Source organism: Thermomonas sp. (genome assembly GCF_029945965.1).
Classification (GTDB): Bacteria; Pseudomonadota; Gammaproteobacteria; order Xanthomonadales; family Xanthomonadaceae; genus Thermomonas.
The window spans coordinates 189397-204103 of sequence record NZ_JAQSDO010000006.1 but is presented as its reverse complement, the minus strand read 5'-3'; the positions used below and the strand labels follow the sequence as shown (position 1 = coordinate 204103).

The following is a 14707-nucleotide window of genomic DNA, read 5'->3' as shown; positions in this document are numbered from 1 at the left end:
GTCGCTGGGTTGCCGCTGATATGAATGGGGTTCAGTGTACTCCGTCACCCACGCCGATACAGGGCATAGCGCACATCCTGGGTATGGTTTTCCCGATGCAGGGTCCAATCCATGCGTAAAGTCGGGGTAAGTGCGGTCGGGGACTCGAGGTAAATCCACGCTGACGCGGCCATCCGCGCCGGCAGCAAGCCCAATACCGCATCCCACAAGCCGGCATCGAAGGGTGGATCGACGAAGGCGATATCGAACACGCTTTCCTGCGCCCCGCGCAGCCAGGCCAGGGCATCGCCAGCATGCACATCGAGCCGCTCACTGGCATCCAGACGCCCACCCAGCTCCTTCAGGCCCAAAGCCAATTGGGCGTCGGCTTCGACCAATTGTGCCGACGCCGCCCCACGCGACAGCGCTTCCAGCCCCAACGCGCCGCTGCCAGCGAACAGGTCGAGCACCCGCGCGCCGGGCAACTGCGGCTGCAACCAGTTGAACAGGGTTTCACGGACGCGGTCGGAGGTTGGCCGCAGGCCCGGGCGATCCGGAACCGGCAAGCGGGTTCCGCGCCAGCTTCCGCCGATGATGCGCACACTGCCCGGCCTGCCGGTCAGTAATGCCGGGCGCGATGGCGCGCGGGGTGGTGATTTGCGGCCCGCGTTCATCAGGGCGAATGGGAGGCGGGTGTTACCATGCGCGCCATTCTCGCCTATACCGCCGACACCTTCGCGAACGGCGCCGACGACCGCACACCATGGCCAGCTGGTTCCGCCGCAACAAGCCCGACGCCGAACCCAAACTTCGCATCAGCATCGAAGAGCTTGCCGCCGCATTCCCGAATGCGCCCGCGGCCGTTCCCGTTGAGCCGGCGGTCGAAGCGCCTGCGGAGCCGATCGCGCCCACTCAGGTGGTCGAAACTCCTGCTGTCACCGCCGCAGTGGTGATGGAAGAAACGCAGGTTGTTGAACCCGTCGAGACCATTTCCGAGCCGACTCCCGAAACAGCGCATGTCGACGAGATCCCCGTCGAGCCTGCAGCCCCGCCCAGTGCACCCGCACCTGTCTCAGGCTGGCGCGAGCGCCTGCGCAGCAGCGGGTTCGCGCGCAGCCTGGGCGGCCTGTTCTCGCGCAACCCCAAGCTCGATGACGAGCTGCTGGACGAAATCGAAACCGCGCTGCTCACCGCCGATGTCGGGGTCACCGCCAGCACGCAACTGGTTGAATCCCTGCGCAAGCAGATGAAGGCGCGCGAATTCGCCGATGCCCATGCCTTGCTGCGCGCACTGCGCGCCGATCTCATCGCCATGCTTGCACCCGTGGCAAAGCCACTCGAAATCGATCGCGGCAAGCGCCCGTTCGTGATTCTGACTGTGGGCGTCAATGGCGTCGGCAAGACCACCACGATTGGCAAATTGGCGCACCGCTACAAGCACGAGGGCCGCAGCCTGATGCTGGCTGCCGGCGACACCTTCCGCGCCGCCGCGGTCGCCCAATTGCAGGCCTGGGGCCAACGCAACGGCGTGGCCGTGATCGCCCAAGGGCAGGACGCGGATCCGGCCTCGGTCGCGTTCGATGCAATGCAGGCCGCGACCTCGCGCGGCGTGGAAGTACTGATTGCCGACACCGCCGGGCGCCTGCACACCCAGCACGGCCTGATGGCCGAACTCGGCAAGATCCGCCGCGTCATCGGCAAGCTGGATGCCAGCGCGCCACATGAAGTGCTGATGGTGATCGACGGCACCACCGGCCAGAACGCTATCAGCCAGGTCCGCCAGTTCAATGCTGCGGTCAATGTCACCGGACTGGTGGTCACCAAGCTCGATGGCACCGCCAAGGGCGGCGTGGTGTTCGCGCTTGCCCGCGAGTTCGGCATCCCGATCCGCTATGCCGGCATCGGCGAAGGACCGGAGGATCTGCGGGTGTTCGATGCCGAGGCCTTCGTCGATGCGTTGCTGCCCGAATCGTTGACCGGGTGAAAACTGCCGCGCCTGTACCGGAGCGCACTCGCGGTGGCCGGCTGGCCCGCTTCGCGATAATCATTGCCATCCTGCTGGTGGTGCTGGGCCTGATCGTTGGCTATCTGCTACAACCGCAGCGTGCAAGCGCGCTCCTGCTGGATCGCGTCGGTAGCGCACTCGGCCTGCGCATCACCGCATCCGGCCAGGCCAGTTACCGCCTGCGTGGCACGCCGCAACTGGTGTTGCACGATGTGGTCGTGCAACGCCCGGGTGATGCCAGCGCACTGCTTCGCGCCGAACGCGTGTTCGTCGCGGTGCCGTGGAGCACAATCCGTGCGCGCGGCGCCGACCTGACCGTGCAGCGCATCGAACTGGATGCGCCGATCCTCGACGTGCCGGCACTGCAACGCTGGCTGGCGACGCAGCCACCCAGCGAAACCCGGATTCCGACCCTGACCAACGGCCTGCGCATCCGCCGCGGCCGCATCGACAACGGCGACTGGGCCATCGATGGCATTGGCGTCGACCTGCCCTCGCTCGCCCCCGGCAAACCGCTGCACACGCGCCTGCAGGGCCGTTACCTGTATCCGCCGACCACACTTCCGTTCGATCTGGATGTCGCCCTGACCCAGCCCGCAAACAACGCCGGAATGGCCGTTATCGGCAAGGCCACGCTGGAAGGTGATGGCTGGAAACTGCCAGCCCAGGTCTATCTGGTCGGGCCACTGCATTTGGGCGACAACGGCATCAGCATTTCACCTGCCAAATTCGGGCTATCGGCACGCTACATATCCGCGAATTCGAACCTGCCCTTCGTGTTGGGTGCCGCCGGTCCGCTGCGTTTCGACAAAGCTGTCTGGGCATTGGATCCGGCCGCGATGATCCTGCATGGTGGCGATGTAATCCCCGACACCAAGGCCAAGGGTGCGCTCGCGCTCGGCCCTCGGCTGGTGCTGCGCCTGCAGGGCGATATTGCGGCATGGCCGGACGTCTGGCCGGCATTGCCGCCACCGTTGTCGGTATCGACATCGCCGATGCCATTCTCGCTGGACTATGTGGGGCACGTGGATTTCAGCGAAGCCGCTTCGCTGACGCTGCGTCGCGACGCCACCACGTTCGATGCACGCTTCAAGCTGCCGGCGATCCTGGACTGGATCGACTCGGGCATGTCCGGATCGCCGCTACCGCCATTGACCGGCCACCTGCAGACGCCACGCATCGAGATCGCCGGCGCGACGCTTGAGAGTGTGGAAGTCGAGTTCAAAGACGACCCGGCTTTACCCAGAACTGCCACGCCTGCGCCCGCCAAACCATGAGTCAAGCGGCCGGAGTGGCTGGAGTGGCTGGAGTGGCTGATTTTAGCGCGCGACTGCTGGACTGGTTCGACCAGCACGGCCGCCACGACCTGCCTTGGCAGCATCCGCGCACGCCGTATCGGGTATGGCTGTCGGAAATCATGTTGCAACAGACGCAAGTCGGAGTGGTAGCGCCTTACTTCGAACGCTTCGTCACCGCGTTGCCGGACCTGCCTGCGCTTGCCGCGGCATCCCAGGACGAAGTGCTCGCGCTATGGTCTGGCCTTGGCTACTACGCACGGGCGCGCAACCTGCATGCGGCCGCAAAAGTTTGCATCGAGATCCATGCCGGCGATCTGCCACGCGATGGTGATGCATTGCGCGCGCTACCCGGCATCGGCCGCAGCACTGCTGGTGCGATCCTGGCACAGGCTTGGGGCGAGCGTGCCGCGATCCTGGATGGCAACGTCAAGCGCGTGTTGTGCCGGGTGCATGGCATCGAAGGCTGGCCAGGCACGCCTGCCATCGAAAAGAAGCTATGGGTAATCGCCGAGTCGGTATTGCCCGGCACGCGCTTGGCCGACTACACACAGGCGCAGATGGATTTTGGCGCGACGCTTTGTACACGTTCGGACCCGGCTTGCCTGCAGTGCCCGATCCAGCACGACTGCATCGCATTACGCGAAGGGCGTACCGCCGAACTACCTTCGCCGAAACCCGGCAAGCCATTGCCACAACGTACTGCGCACATGCTCATCATGCAGGACGATGCAGGTCGCGTATTGCTGCACCGCCGTCCACCAACCGGAGTCTGGGCTTGCCTGTGGTCGCTGCCCGAATTCGCCGATCTGGCTGATGCCCGGCAATGGTTCGAGCGCCACGTCGACGGCAACTTCGAACGTATGCAAGCCGAGGACCCGGTCATGCACGGGTTCAGCCACTACCGGCTGCAGATCCTGCCGCATCGCATCGCCGGAGTTCGTGCACGTGATGCAATCGGCGACAATGACGACCTGCGCTGGGCATCGCGCGCTGAACTGGCCGGCATCGGCCTGCCCGCGCCGGTCCGGCGATTGCTGAAGGAGTAAGCACGATGGCAAGGATGGTGTTTTGCGAAGTCGACCAAATCGAGGCCGAAGGCCTGGACTTCGCCCCATGGCCCGGCGAGGCCGGCAAGCGGGTCTTCGCACACGTCGGCAAGCCAGCCTGGCAGCGCTGGCTTGTGCACCAGACCATGTTGATCAACGAGAACCGGTTGTCGCCGCTGAACCCCGAACACCGCCGCTTCCTTGAAGCCGAGATGCTCAAGTTCCTGTTCGGCGGCGGCGCGGAAAAACCCTCGGGTTACGTGCCGGAAGCGGGTTGATCACGCATTTGTTTTTCGGCCGCATGCACCGCATGCATGTCGATCGGACGGATTTCGTCGATCCTGCATGTGACGGGTGAGCCGGAAACCTTGATGCTGTCGAACTTGCTGATCAGCCAGCCAGTTTGCGATGAAAACGCGAGGAAGGGCGAGCCGCTGCCCCAGTCGAGGCATGGACCGGAGAGCTTGAGCAACCAGGATTCCCTGGGTAGCAAATTGAGCACCACATGCTCACCGTCGACGCGCTCCCAGCCCATCGCATTGAGATAGCGGATCTGCTTGACCGGCTCGCCTGCGTGGCTCTGGTACAAGGCCAGGCGAGCACTCTCCGACGGCGCAGTAGTTGCGCATGCAGCCAGTGAAAGGGCGGCAAGCAAGGGAATGAGGGATTTCATGTCGGCCTCCTTCGTGGGCGATGCAACGATCATGCACGCCTGTTGTTTAATTTGAGGCAACCGACGCGAACGGCGTTCAGCCCATGTCCGGCTAGCCTTGCTTGCCGTGCCCACGTTCGCCCCGTATCATGCGCGGCTAACTGAACCGATGGCCGGGTAGCTCAGTTGGTAGAGCAGGGGATTGAAAATCCCCGTGTCGGCGGTTCGATTCCGTCCCCGGCCACCATTGGTTTGGCGAGTAAACGTAAGCCCTGCAACGGTTTCGGCCTTTGCGGGGTTTTTCGTTTGTGGAGGCGGGTAGGTTTCGCCAGGCGCGCGCTAGTTAAAGCATCCGGCCAAGCATTGCGGTTAGCCATCCCGGCCTTCGGTATCGGAAGCCATTGCGCGCGACCCCGCTAAACACCTCCTGATCACTTGTATGCAGTAGATTCGGCAATCTGTGCCGGACTTTGCCTTGGGCCTTGGGCTTGGAACGCCCTCTAAGGAGATTTTCAGCTGGCACGGTGTGATTGCTGGAGGCGATCAAGTATGCCGATACGCCCTAAAAAAGCTGACATGGTGATTGCGGCGAGTGTGGCGCTGGCGGCGCTGGCGCTGTTACTGCTTGGCTGGCAGGTCACTCAGGCGCTGGAGCTGATGGGCCATCCTGAAGCGATGGCTGCCGGCCGATGGTACCAACTGTTGATCCTCGTTGGCTTTATCGTCTGTGGCGTATTGTCCGCCTTGCTCTGGGTCGTGGTTCACAACACCCGCGCCCGCCATCGCGCTGAGAACCAGTTGCAGTCGATGGCACATCGCCTGCCCGGCGCTTTCTACGTGTTCAGGCTTCCAGAGGACGGAAACGGCACCTATGAATTCCTGACCTTCGACGTGGGGAATGTCCTTGGCGTCTCCCGCGAGCAGTTGGTGCAGGATGCAAACTTGGCGCATCGCTTGGTGGTCCCTGAAGACCGCAAGAAGCTGAATGCCGCCATTGCGCATTCGCGAACGGCGCTATCGCCTCTGAAAGCGGATTTCCGTATTCGCAAGCCGGACGGCGAGGTCCGCTGGGTCCGTACGCTGGCGGTACCTGTGCGCGGGTCCAACAAGGACGTGGTCTGGAATGGGCACCTGTTCGACATTACCGAAATCAGGTCCACCGAACAGGCGCTGCGGGACGCGACCCAGCGCCTGGAAGACGCGCAAAGCGTGGCTAAGCTGGGGGACTGGACGTGCGACCTGGCCACTGGTGTGGTGACCTGGTCACCGCAGGTCTACCAGCTGCTTGGGCGCGACCCGAGGCTTGGAGCTCCGATGTTTACCGAGACAGTTGACATGGTGTCGGAGGGCGACGTACTGATTGCCAATGCCTTCGAATTGGCTCAAGCAACGGGACAGCCCCAAACGTACGAGTCCACAGCGCACCTCCCCGACGGCAGCGTGGTGGCGCTGCACGTGATCGTGGTCTCGGTTACCGATGGCTCTGGCAACGTGATCGGCATGCGCGGCACGATCCAGGACATCACCGCCCGCAAGGCGCTCGAGCAGCAGCTCACATTGGCGAAAGAAGCGGCAGACGCGACCAACCTGGCCAAGAGCGCGTTCCTTGCCACCATGAGTCACGAGATACGGACACCGCTTAACGGCATGCTGGGGCTCCTCGAACTGATCAGCCTGACCCCGGTCAATCCTGAAATCCGCACGGAACTCGAGGCTGTGCGGGAGTCGGGTCAATCCCTGCAACGGATCATTGACGACATTCTTGACTTCTCGAAGGTCGAGGCCGGCAAGCTCGAGATACGCCCCGAACCCACACGCCTGGTGGATGTCGTGGACAGCGTGCGCCGGGTCTATGCTGGTAGCGCAAGAAATTTGGGCCTGGATTTCCGGCTGCACGTGGATCCGGATATCAGCCCTGTTTTGCTACTGGACGCGTTGCGGCTGCGGCAGATCCTCGGCAATTTCGTCAGCAATGCAATCAAGTTCACTCCCAAGGGCGGCGTCGAGCTGCGTGTGCTGTCGGAAGGGCGCGATAGCGAGCTCGAATGCCTCCGTTTCGAGGTGGTGGACAGCGGCATCGGAATCTCCAAGGACGAACAGCGAATGTTGTTCCAAGAGTTCGCACAAGCGCACAGCATAGCCAACCGTTATGGTGGGACCGGGCTGGGCCTTTCCATTTCCCGGCGGCTGGCCGAATTGATGGGCGGGCAGGTCGGCATGTCCAGCGAACTCGGCGTAGGCACGACCATGACCCTGCATATCGTGGCCTTCATCGCAAATCCCGCGTTTGTGCCACACAACAGCGAAAACCAGCGAGGCGCCCCGGAGCAGTTGCCCGAAAAGGCTTCCCTTCCCGAAGAGGCTTCCCTTCCCAAGGGGGCTTCGCTTCCCGCCGAGGCTGAGACCACGGACTCTGGCATGCTCATCCTGGTGGTAGACGACCATCCAATCAACCGCATTGTGATGCGCAGCCAGATCAAAGCCATGGGCCATGCGGCCCAAGAGGTGGGAAGTGGTGCCGAGGCGCTTGAACAATGGCGGACCGGCAAGTTCTCGCTCGTGTTGACCGATCTCAACATGCCCGCCATGAGCGGCTATGACCTCAGTCGCCGGATACGGGAAGCCGAAGCCGGGCTCGCCGGTCCGAGGACTCCAATCATCGCCTGCAGTGCCAACATCATCCCTGGCGTGATGCAGGAATGCCTGGATGCCGGCATGGATGACTACATCTCCAAGCCCACCAGTTTGATAGTAATGTCCGAGAAATTGACCCGGTGGTTGCCGTCGTCCGGTCCGGGAATCGAAGCCAGCTCACCTCCGCAGCCGGCACCCGAGGGTATCGAGGACACCTGCCGCCCGACGGAGCCCGCACGCGAAACAATGGACCCGGACGTCAAGAACGAGCTGCCCGTCACGCAACGAGCGCGTGCCCACTTCCGGCAGGTCAACGATGTAGATGTAATGCACTTGCTGGAAGCTATCGAACGCGGCGACATGGGAACGGTCACGCACAAGGCCCATCGAATCAAGGGGGCGTGTGGTTTCATCGGTGCGCAGGGGCTGGCATCGGTATGTGCCATGATCGAACAAGCTGGCCGCGAAGAGGATGGCCCCAGGGTCACATGGCTTATGGATGCGTTTCACATGGAACTGGAGCAATTGAATGCCAACCTCGACTTGGGATGACAATCGCTCGCCGAACGCGAGCGCCGCGCTCCCCGGCAAAGACCTGTGCTTCCTGGTAGTGGAAGACCACGAGTTCCAGCGCAGCATGATAGTGGAGATGCTTGAGAATCTGGGCGCGCGGTTGATTTATGAAGCCGCCGACGGGTTCTCCGCACTGGAGGTGCTCCGCGAGCTCGATCAGGCCTTCGACGTGATCATCACTGACATCGACATGCCCGGGATGGATGGCATGGCCTTCATCCGCCGGCTTGGCGAGGCCAAGGTGCGCGCCTCGCTGATTATCACCAGCGGTCTGGACACATCCCTCCTGGAGACAGTGGAGACGATGTGTGGAGCGTACGGCATGCACTTGCTCGGAACAGTGGAGAAGCCACCGACCCCGGCACGCTTTGCCCAGTTGATTGGCCTGCATTGGCGGACCAAGCCCAATGCGGATAAATCCGGGCAGGGCCCATCCACCTTCAGCATTGACGAGGTCATGGCCGGGTTGCACGCGGATCAATTCGAGCCCTTCTACCAGCCCAAGATCGATTTGATGACGAATCGCGTCAAGGGCGCGGAGGCCTTGGCTCGCTGGCGTCATCCCCACTTCGGGATCGTCCTGCCCTACGCCTTCATATCATTGCTTGAAGACGCCAACCAGATCAGCGAACTGACGTGGATCATCCTGGCCAAAAGCGCGCGGGACTGCCGCAGCTGGCGAGACGCTGGCTTTGATCTGAATGTGTCAGTCAACCTGTCCGTGAAAATGCTGGAAGATCCTGCCATCGCAGATGCCATCACCTGGCAAGTGACCCACCAAGGCCTGGACCCCAAGCACATGATCCTGGAGATCACCGAATCAGCAGCGATGAACGGTGTCGGCCAGGTGCTGGAAAACCTGATCCGCTTGCGCATCAAGGGCTTCGGCCTGTCGATCGACGATTACGGCACCGGTTATTCATCGATGCAGCAGTTGACCCGCATCCCCTTCACCGAGCTGAAAATCGATCAATCGTTCGTCAAGCACGCCACACGCCAGGCGTCCAGTCGCAAGATCCTCGAATCGAGTTTGGAAATGGCGCGAAAACTCGGCATTTCCTCTGTGGCGGAGGGTGCCGAAACAGCCGAGGACTGGAACCTGTTGCGCGAATGCGGTTGCGATATCGCGCAGGGCTTCTTCGTTGCCAAACCGATGAAATCCGTGGAATTCCCTGAATGGGTGCGCGCTTGGGCCTGAGGGCTTGGACAGCAGGTTATGTTGCGGGTTGGTCCGGTGTATCGTCGCGCTCCCGCATTGCCAAACACCCGGATACGCCATGGACATCCACGACATCGCCCTGACCCTTTATACCGCGCTGCTCAGCCGCCAGGATCCCACCACCGCGACCGACGAAACCCGCATTGCGATGGGGCGCGAAGCCTACCGTTGTGCGGAGGCATTCTTCATCGCCAAGGATGCCCATATTCGCGAGCTGCCGGTCAGCGAGGTCGAGGCTGGCTATTGATTCACGCTCCTGCAAACCGCCGGCGTGCGGGCTATGCTCGGCATCCCTGCTTGAGGATTCAGCCATGAGTCGACATGTTTCCTGGACTGCCGCCTGGATCGCCACAGTCGCCCTCTTGCTTTCCGGTTGCGGTAGTGGCCCGGTGCGCCGGGTGTCGGAACCGGCAGCAAGCATCCAGCAATTGACCGTACGCGCCGATGGTCGCTGGGACGTGCAACTGCGGCTGGACAACTTCAGTAGCGTGGCGATGCGTTTCAACGCGACCAATATCCAGATCGCCTTCGACAACGGCGCCGCAGGCAGCGTGCAGGCACAGCCGCAGATCAGCATCGGGCCGGAATCGGCCGACGTGGTCACAACGACCATTATCCCCACGGCAGATGGCCGCGCACGCATCGCCACCGCATTGGCTGATGGCCGCAGCCTCAACTACACCTTGGGCGGCACCGTCGATTCAGCGCCCGAAGGCGGCAAGTCGCACACCTACAAGATCGAACGCAACAGCGCGTTGATGCCGGTGCCCGGCCTGCCTGGCGTGCTGCGCTAAAGCTGCGCCCTCCCGAGTCAACCCCAGCCAAATACCATACGCCGTAGTATGCTAGCGCTTCCTCGGGCCGATAGGCGGCTCGCACGCAACCGGAAGCACGCATGAGCAGCTACAAGGCCCCGCTGGAAGACATCCGCTTCGCATTGTTCGACGTGCTGGACGCCGAACCCCTGTTCGCCCGGCTGGGTTTCGCCGACGTCAACCGCGAACTGGTCGATGCAGTGCTGGACGAGGCCGCGCGCTTCTCCGAAACCGTCCTCGCCCCGCTCAATGCCATCGGCGACCAGATCGGGTGCACGTACGACAAGGCGAGTGGCGATGTCACCGCTCCCCCCGGATTCAAGCAGGCGTTCGAGCAGTTCGTGGAAGGCGGCTGGATCGGGCTGACCAATGCGCCCGAACATGGCGGCCAAGGCATGCCCACTGTCTTGGGCGGCGTGCTGACCGAACTGGTCGATGCTGCCAACCTGGCTTGGGGCAACTTTCCCATGCTGTCGCACGGCGCGGTCGTGGCGCTGGAGGAGTACGGCGAGGACTGGCAGAAGGACGTGTTCCTCAAACCGCTGGTGGCCGGCACCTGGACCGGCACCATGTGCCTGACCGAGCCGCATTGCGGCACCGACCTGGGCCTGCTCAAGACCCGCGCCGAACCGCAGGCTGATGGCAGCTATTCGGTCACTGGCACCAAGATCTTCATCACCGCCGGCGAACACGACCTGGTGCCCAACATCATCCATCTGGTCCTGGCCAAGCTGCCGGACGCACCGCCTGGGGCAAAAGGCATTTCCCTGTTCGTGGTGCCCAAGTTCAAGGTGGCCCGCGACGGAACGGTCGGCGAGCGCAACCTGGTGCGTTGCGGGGCGATCGAACACAAGATGGGTATCCATGGGTCCGCCACCTGCGTCATGAATTTCGACGGTGCAGAAGGCTATCTGGTCGGCCAGCCACACAAGGGCCTGCAGGCGATGTTCGTGATGATGAACTCGGCGCGCCTGGGCGTCGGCGTGCAGGGCCTCGGCCTGTCCGAACGCGCCTACCAGAACGCACTGCAGTATTCGCGCGAGCGCTTGCAGTCGCGTTCGCTGTCCGGCCCCAAGTACCCCGACAAACCGGCCGATCCGATCATCGTGCAGCCGGACGTGCGGCGGATGCTGCTGGCGCAGAAGGCGCTGATCGAAGGCGGCCGCCTGCTCAGCCTGCACGCCTATTCGCAGCTCGACATCGCCGAGCGCTCGCAGGATCCCGCCGAACGCGAGCGTGCCAACACACTTCTCGGCTTCCTGACCCCGATCTCCAAGGGCTGCCTGACCGAATGGGGCATCGAGAACACCTATAACGCGGTGCAATGCTTCGGCGGGCACGGCTACATCACCGAACATGGGATCGAACAGCTGGCGCGCGATGCGCGTATCACCACGCTCTATGAAGGCACCACCGGGATCCAGTCGCTGGACCTGATCGGCCGCAAGACCGCGGCCACCCAGGGTGCCGGTCTGAAGCTTTTCATCGCCGAAGTGGAGGCATTCGCCAAGCAGCATGAAGGCGATAGCGCGCTGGCCGAATTCATCGCACCGCTGCGCGCCAAATGCACCGAATGGGGCAAGCTCACCATCGAGACGCTGCAACGCGCAGCCAGCAATCCCGAAGAGCTTGGTGCGGCCAGCACCGACTACATGTTCTATTCCGGCTACGTGGTGCTGGCCTACTGGTGGGCACGCAGCGTCGCCGCCGCCAATGCCTCGGGTCGTTCGCAGGCGTTCAAGGATGCCAAGCGCGACACCGCGCGCTTCTACTTCGCGCGCATGCTCCCGCGGACGCTCGCGCACAAGGCGGCAATCGAGGCCGGCGCAGCATCGCTGATGACACTGGATGCAGGGGCATTCGGCGACTGAGGCAGGCCGGCTATACCCAAAACGTCACCGTGGGGTATAAGCTCGATCCCGATGGAGACCGACAGAGCGACGATTCGCCCGGCCCATGCCGGCACCCGAACCGCAGCAACTGACGCGGACGGCATGCTGCCCGCCGTCGATACCCTTCACCCCAGCGGCTCAACCGCCAATTTCCCCGGCCTGCGCCTGCTTGGGCTGGATGCGCACGGCCGCGCGCTGAACTGGATGAGCTGGCAGGACGCAACGTGCCTGTACGCCCGCGGCGCGGTCGCCTGGACGCTGGGCGACCCTTGCCTTGAGATCCATGGCGGCATCAACCGGCTCAGTGGCGCGCGCAGCATGATGCAACTGCATCCGATCATCGCCGCCCGCGGACACGCGCGTCCGCATGCACTGGACCCCACGCCCACGCTGACCAACCAGGCGCTGTTCGCCCGCGACCAGTCGCTGTGCCTTTACTGCGGTCGCGATTTCCAGCGTGCCGCGCTAACCCGCGACCATGTGCAGCCGGTATCCAAAGGCGGCCGCGACATCTGGGAAAACGTGGTCTCTGCTTGCCTGCACTGCAATTCGCGCAAGGGCAACCGTACCCCGCAACAGGCTTCGATGCCGCTGCTGGCGGTGCCATACCGGCCCAGCTGGGTCGAGCACCTGATCCTGTCCAACCGCAACATCCTCGCCGACCAGATGGCCTTCCTGAAGGCGCAACTGCCGAAGAAGCGTCCGCGCATGGCCTGATCTGGCCCGGTACGTCCTGAAGTGACGTGCATTGCGCGTTGACGTAGCGGCCTGGCTTGGGAACACTGCAATCTTTCCGCAGTGGACCACCACCATGGCCTTGACCCTTGGTACCACCGGCATGGACAGCAGTACCCAGGCCGACGTGACGACCGCATTCAAGGCTGCGAATGCGGAACTTGGCAGCCATTGGACCCTGGTTGCGGACGACAACGCCGACTATGTCGTGGTCGACATGGACAGCATGTACGGACCGATGAGCTGGCTGCGGCTGCATGCCGCGGGCCGCAAGGTCATCGGCCTGACCTCGGTGGAGAGGAGCCAGACCGACTACCGATTGATGCGCCCGATCAATGCGAGCGACTTCACCGTGCTGCTCAGCGAGATCGCTCGCGATGCGCCGCCAGCCCAGACCACCACCGCGCCGGCCACCTCCACGCCTGCACCGGCGCCAAGCGATCATCTGCCGGACGCGCGCTCATTGCCGGAAGACGAGACCGAAGCCAGCCCGGTCGATTCGCCCAGCATGGTCTCGATGCCTGCGGCCGCCGCGGAACTCACACATACGCCTGCGCCTGCACCGAGCATGCCGGTGCCCCCGGATCGGCCCCTGTCCAGCTGGCTAGGCGGCAATGGCCTGGAACGCCGGGTTCGGCTGCAACGTGACGATGGACCCGTACTCTTGATCGATCCACGCAGCAAGATCTATCACGGCCCGGCAACGTTGAAGCCATTGGCGGCCAGTTTCGAAGGCACTCTGCTGATCGAGGATTTTGAAACGCCGGATGCCGCCAAATGGGAAGCCGAAGCCGCAAAACTCGGCGAGGCACAACCGCTGGCGCGGCTGCAATGGCTGGGTGGCTTGCTGGTTGGTGGTGGCAAGCTGCTGCCGGGCAATGATCCGGACGGCCAATACCGCCTGACCAAGTGGCCGCAAACCGAGCGCGAGTTCCCCAAGCATTTCCGCATCGCGACCGCGATGATGAAAGGCCCCTCCACCTTGGATGAAATCGCCGCGGCAAGCGGGGTGGATCGCGCGGAAATCGCCGACTTCGTCAATGCCAACCTCGCCACCGGCTATGCCGAGCTGGTGATTCCGGTTGCACCCGAACCGGAATCACCTGCCAAGCCGAGCGGCGGCCTGTTCGGACGCATGCGCGGCCGTTAAGTAGCGAGAACACGCCGGGATCTGGTCCTGCAGATTCGCTCCAACAACCTGCTGAAGCGCAAAGCCCGTTCAGCGGTTGACCCTGCGGGGAATGATCGCCTTGCTCTGACTGCGTTGGCACACCCAGACCGTGGCCGGCGGCACGTTACGAAGCACGAATCCCCCGCGGCGCATGTGCAAGCCCAATGCCCCCAACACGCTTTCGGGCACCGGCGACCTCGGCCCATATGTGAACTGAATGAAGCGCCCGTCCGGGCGTAGGCACGCAAACGCGCTTTCCAGGATCTGTGCGACCAAGCGGCGATCCATCGCTAGCAGGCCAAGTCCTGATATCACTGCATCCGCCAGGCCTTCTTCGAGGAACCCGGCATCCGTGGCCAGCCGCGGCAATTCCGCGGCATCGCCAAGCACCAGCACCTCTTGCGGAAATTTCTTGTGCAGGTGCGCATGCAATTCCTGGTTCAATTCCAGCACCAGCAATTGCTTGCCTGCGATGCCATGGTCGACCAGCGCATGGGTGATCGCGCCGGTACCGCCGCCAAGTTCGATCACCCGCGTCGTATTGGCCGGCAATTCGACCAGCATGGCTGCTGCCAGTTCCGGGCTGGATGGCGTGACCGACGCGGTCTGCCGCGGGTTTTTCAGCCATTGCCCGATGAAGCGCAACCTTTCCGATGAGCGATTGCGCATGCGTGTCCTTTGGTTTTAA

14 protein-coding genes and 1 tRNA gene are annotated in these 14707 nt (G+C 63.1%); 12 read left to right on the top strand and 3 right to left on the bottom strand.

Features of this window, described 5'->3' with window-relative positions; translation table 11 throughout:
* Nucleotides 1–44: 44 nt before the first annotated feature.
* Nucleotides 45–602 (bottom strand): 16S rRNA (guanine(966)-N(2))-methyltransferase RsmD, encoded by a 558-nt coding sequence (rsmD, locus tag PSV05_RS02260; RefSeq protein ID WP_300061348.1) that lies wholly within the window; start codon nucleotides 600–602, stop codon nucleotides 45–47.
* A 140-nt stretch (nucleotides 603–742) separates the two neighbouring features.
* Here rsmD and ftsY point away from each other — a divergent pair, with 140 nt between their 5' ends.
* From ftsY to PSV05_RS02240, 4 genes are read left to right on the top strand one after another with little or no spacing between them, the layout of a single operon-like run.
* Nucleotides 743–1963: a signal recognition particle-docking protein FtsY gene (gene ftsY / locus PSV05_RS02255; RefSeq protein WP_300060819.1), complete on the top strand. Its 1221-nt coding sequence runs from the start codon at nucleotides 743–745 to the stop codon at nucleotides 1961–1963.
* Nucleotides 1960–3261, top strand: coding sequence for a hypothetical protein (locus tag PSV05_RS02250; RefSeq protein ID WP_300060816.1), 1302 nt, complete (start codon nucleotides 1960–1962; stop codon nucleotides 3259–3261). The genes ftsY and PSV05_RS02250 overlap by 4 nt, the downstream gene beginning before the upstream one ends.
* Entirely contained in the window at nucleotides 3258–4328 is a 1071-nt protein-coding gene (mutY, locus tag PSV05_RS02245) for an A/G-specific adenine glycosylase (protein ID WP_300060813.1), read from the top strand. Before PSV05_RS02250 ends, mutY begins: the two co-directional genes overlap by 4 nt.
* 5 nt (nucleotides 4329–4333) lie before the next feature.
* Nucleotides 4334–4606, top strand: a complete 273-nt coding sequence (locus PSV05_RS02240) for an oxidative damage protection protein (protein ID WP_300060811.1) — start codon at nucleotides 4334–4336, stop codon at nucleotides 4604–4606.
* Here PSV05_RS02240 and PSV05_RS02235 read toward each other — a convergent pair.
* Complete coding sequence (locus tag PSV05_RS02235; protein WP_300060808.1) at nucleotides 4585–5034, bottom strand: DUF6491 family protein; 450 nt, start codon at nucleotides 5032–5034, stop codon at nucleotides 4585–4587. The two genes, PSV05_RS02240 and PSV05_RS02235, sit on opposite strands and share 22 nt — an antisense overlap.
* A gap of 117 nt (nucleotides 5035–5151) precedes the next feature.
* On the opposite strand from PSV05_RS02235, the gene PSV05_RS02230 reads away from it, so the two are divergent.
* The 8 genes from PSV05_RS02230 (at nucleotide 5152) to PSV05_RS02195 (ending at nucleotide 13998) form a co-directional block, all read left to right on the top strand.
* A tRNA-Phe gene (locus PSV05_RS02230) sits at nucleotides 5152–5227 on the top strand.
* A gap of 302 nt (nucleotides 5228–5529) precedes the next feature.
* Entirely contained in the window at nucleotides 5530–8166 is a 2637-nt protein-coding gene (locus PSV05_RS02225; RefSeq protein WP_300060804.1) for a PAS domain-containing hybrid sensor histidine kinase/response regulator, read from the top strand.
* Nucleotides 8144–9385, top strand: a complete 1242-nt coding sequence (locus tag PSV05_RS02220) for an EAL domain-containing response regulator (protein ID WP_300060801.1) — start codon at nucleotides 8144–8146, stop codon at nucleotides 9383–9385. Before PSV05_RS02225 ends, PSV05_RS02220 begins: the two co-directional genes overlap by 23 nt.
* A gap of 79 nt (nucleotides 9386–9464) precedes the next feature.
* A complete protein-coding gene (locus tag PSV05_RS02215) occupies nucleotides 9465–9653 on the top strand; it encodes a hypothetical protein (protein ID WP_300060798.1) in 189 nt (62 codons plus the stop codon).
* A 64-nt stretch (nucleotides 9654–9717) separates the two neighbouring features.
* Nucleotides 9718–10200, top strand: a complete 483-nt coding sequence (locus PSV05_RS02210) for a hypothetical protein (RefSeq protein ID WP_300060795.1) — start codon at nucleotides 9718–9720, stop codon at nucleotides 10198–10200.
* Between the two features lie 101 nt (nucleotides 10201–10301).
* A complete protein-coding gene (locus PSV05_RS02205) occupies nucleotides 10302–12092 on the top strand; it encodes an acyl-CoA dehydrogenase C-terminal domain-containing protein (RefSeq protein ID WP_300060792.1) in 1791 nt (596 codons plus the stop codon).
* A gap of 123 nt (nucleotides 12093–12215) precedes the next feature.
* A complete protein-coding gene (locus PSV05_RS02200) occupies nucleotides 12216–12830 on the top strand; it encodes an HNH endonuclease (protein WP_300061345.1) in 615 nt (204 codons plus the stop codon).
* Nucleotides 12831–12924: 94 nt separating this feature from the next.
* Entirely contained in the window at nucleotides 12925–13998 is a 1074-nt protein-coding gene (locus tag PSV05_RS02195) for a hypothetical protein (RefSeq protein WP_300060789.1), read from the top strand.
* Between the two features lie 69 nt (nucleotides 13999–14067).
* Here the strand turns inward: PSV05_RS02195 and PSV05_RS02190 are convergent, their stop codons facing one another.
* Nucleotides 14068–14688 carry a methyltransferase domain-containing protein gene (locus PSV05_RS02190; protein WP_300060786.1) on the bottom strand — a complete coding sequence of 207 codons (621 nt, stop codon included), beginning with the start codon at nucleotides 14686–14688 and terminating at the stop codon, nucleotides 14068–14070.
* Nucleotides 14689–14707 lie beyond the last annotated feature (19 nt).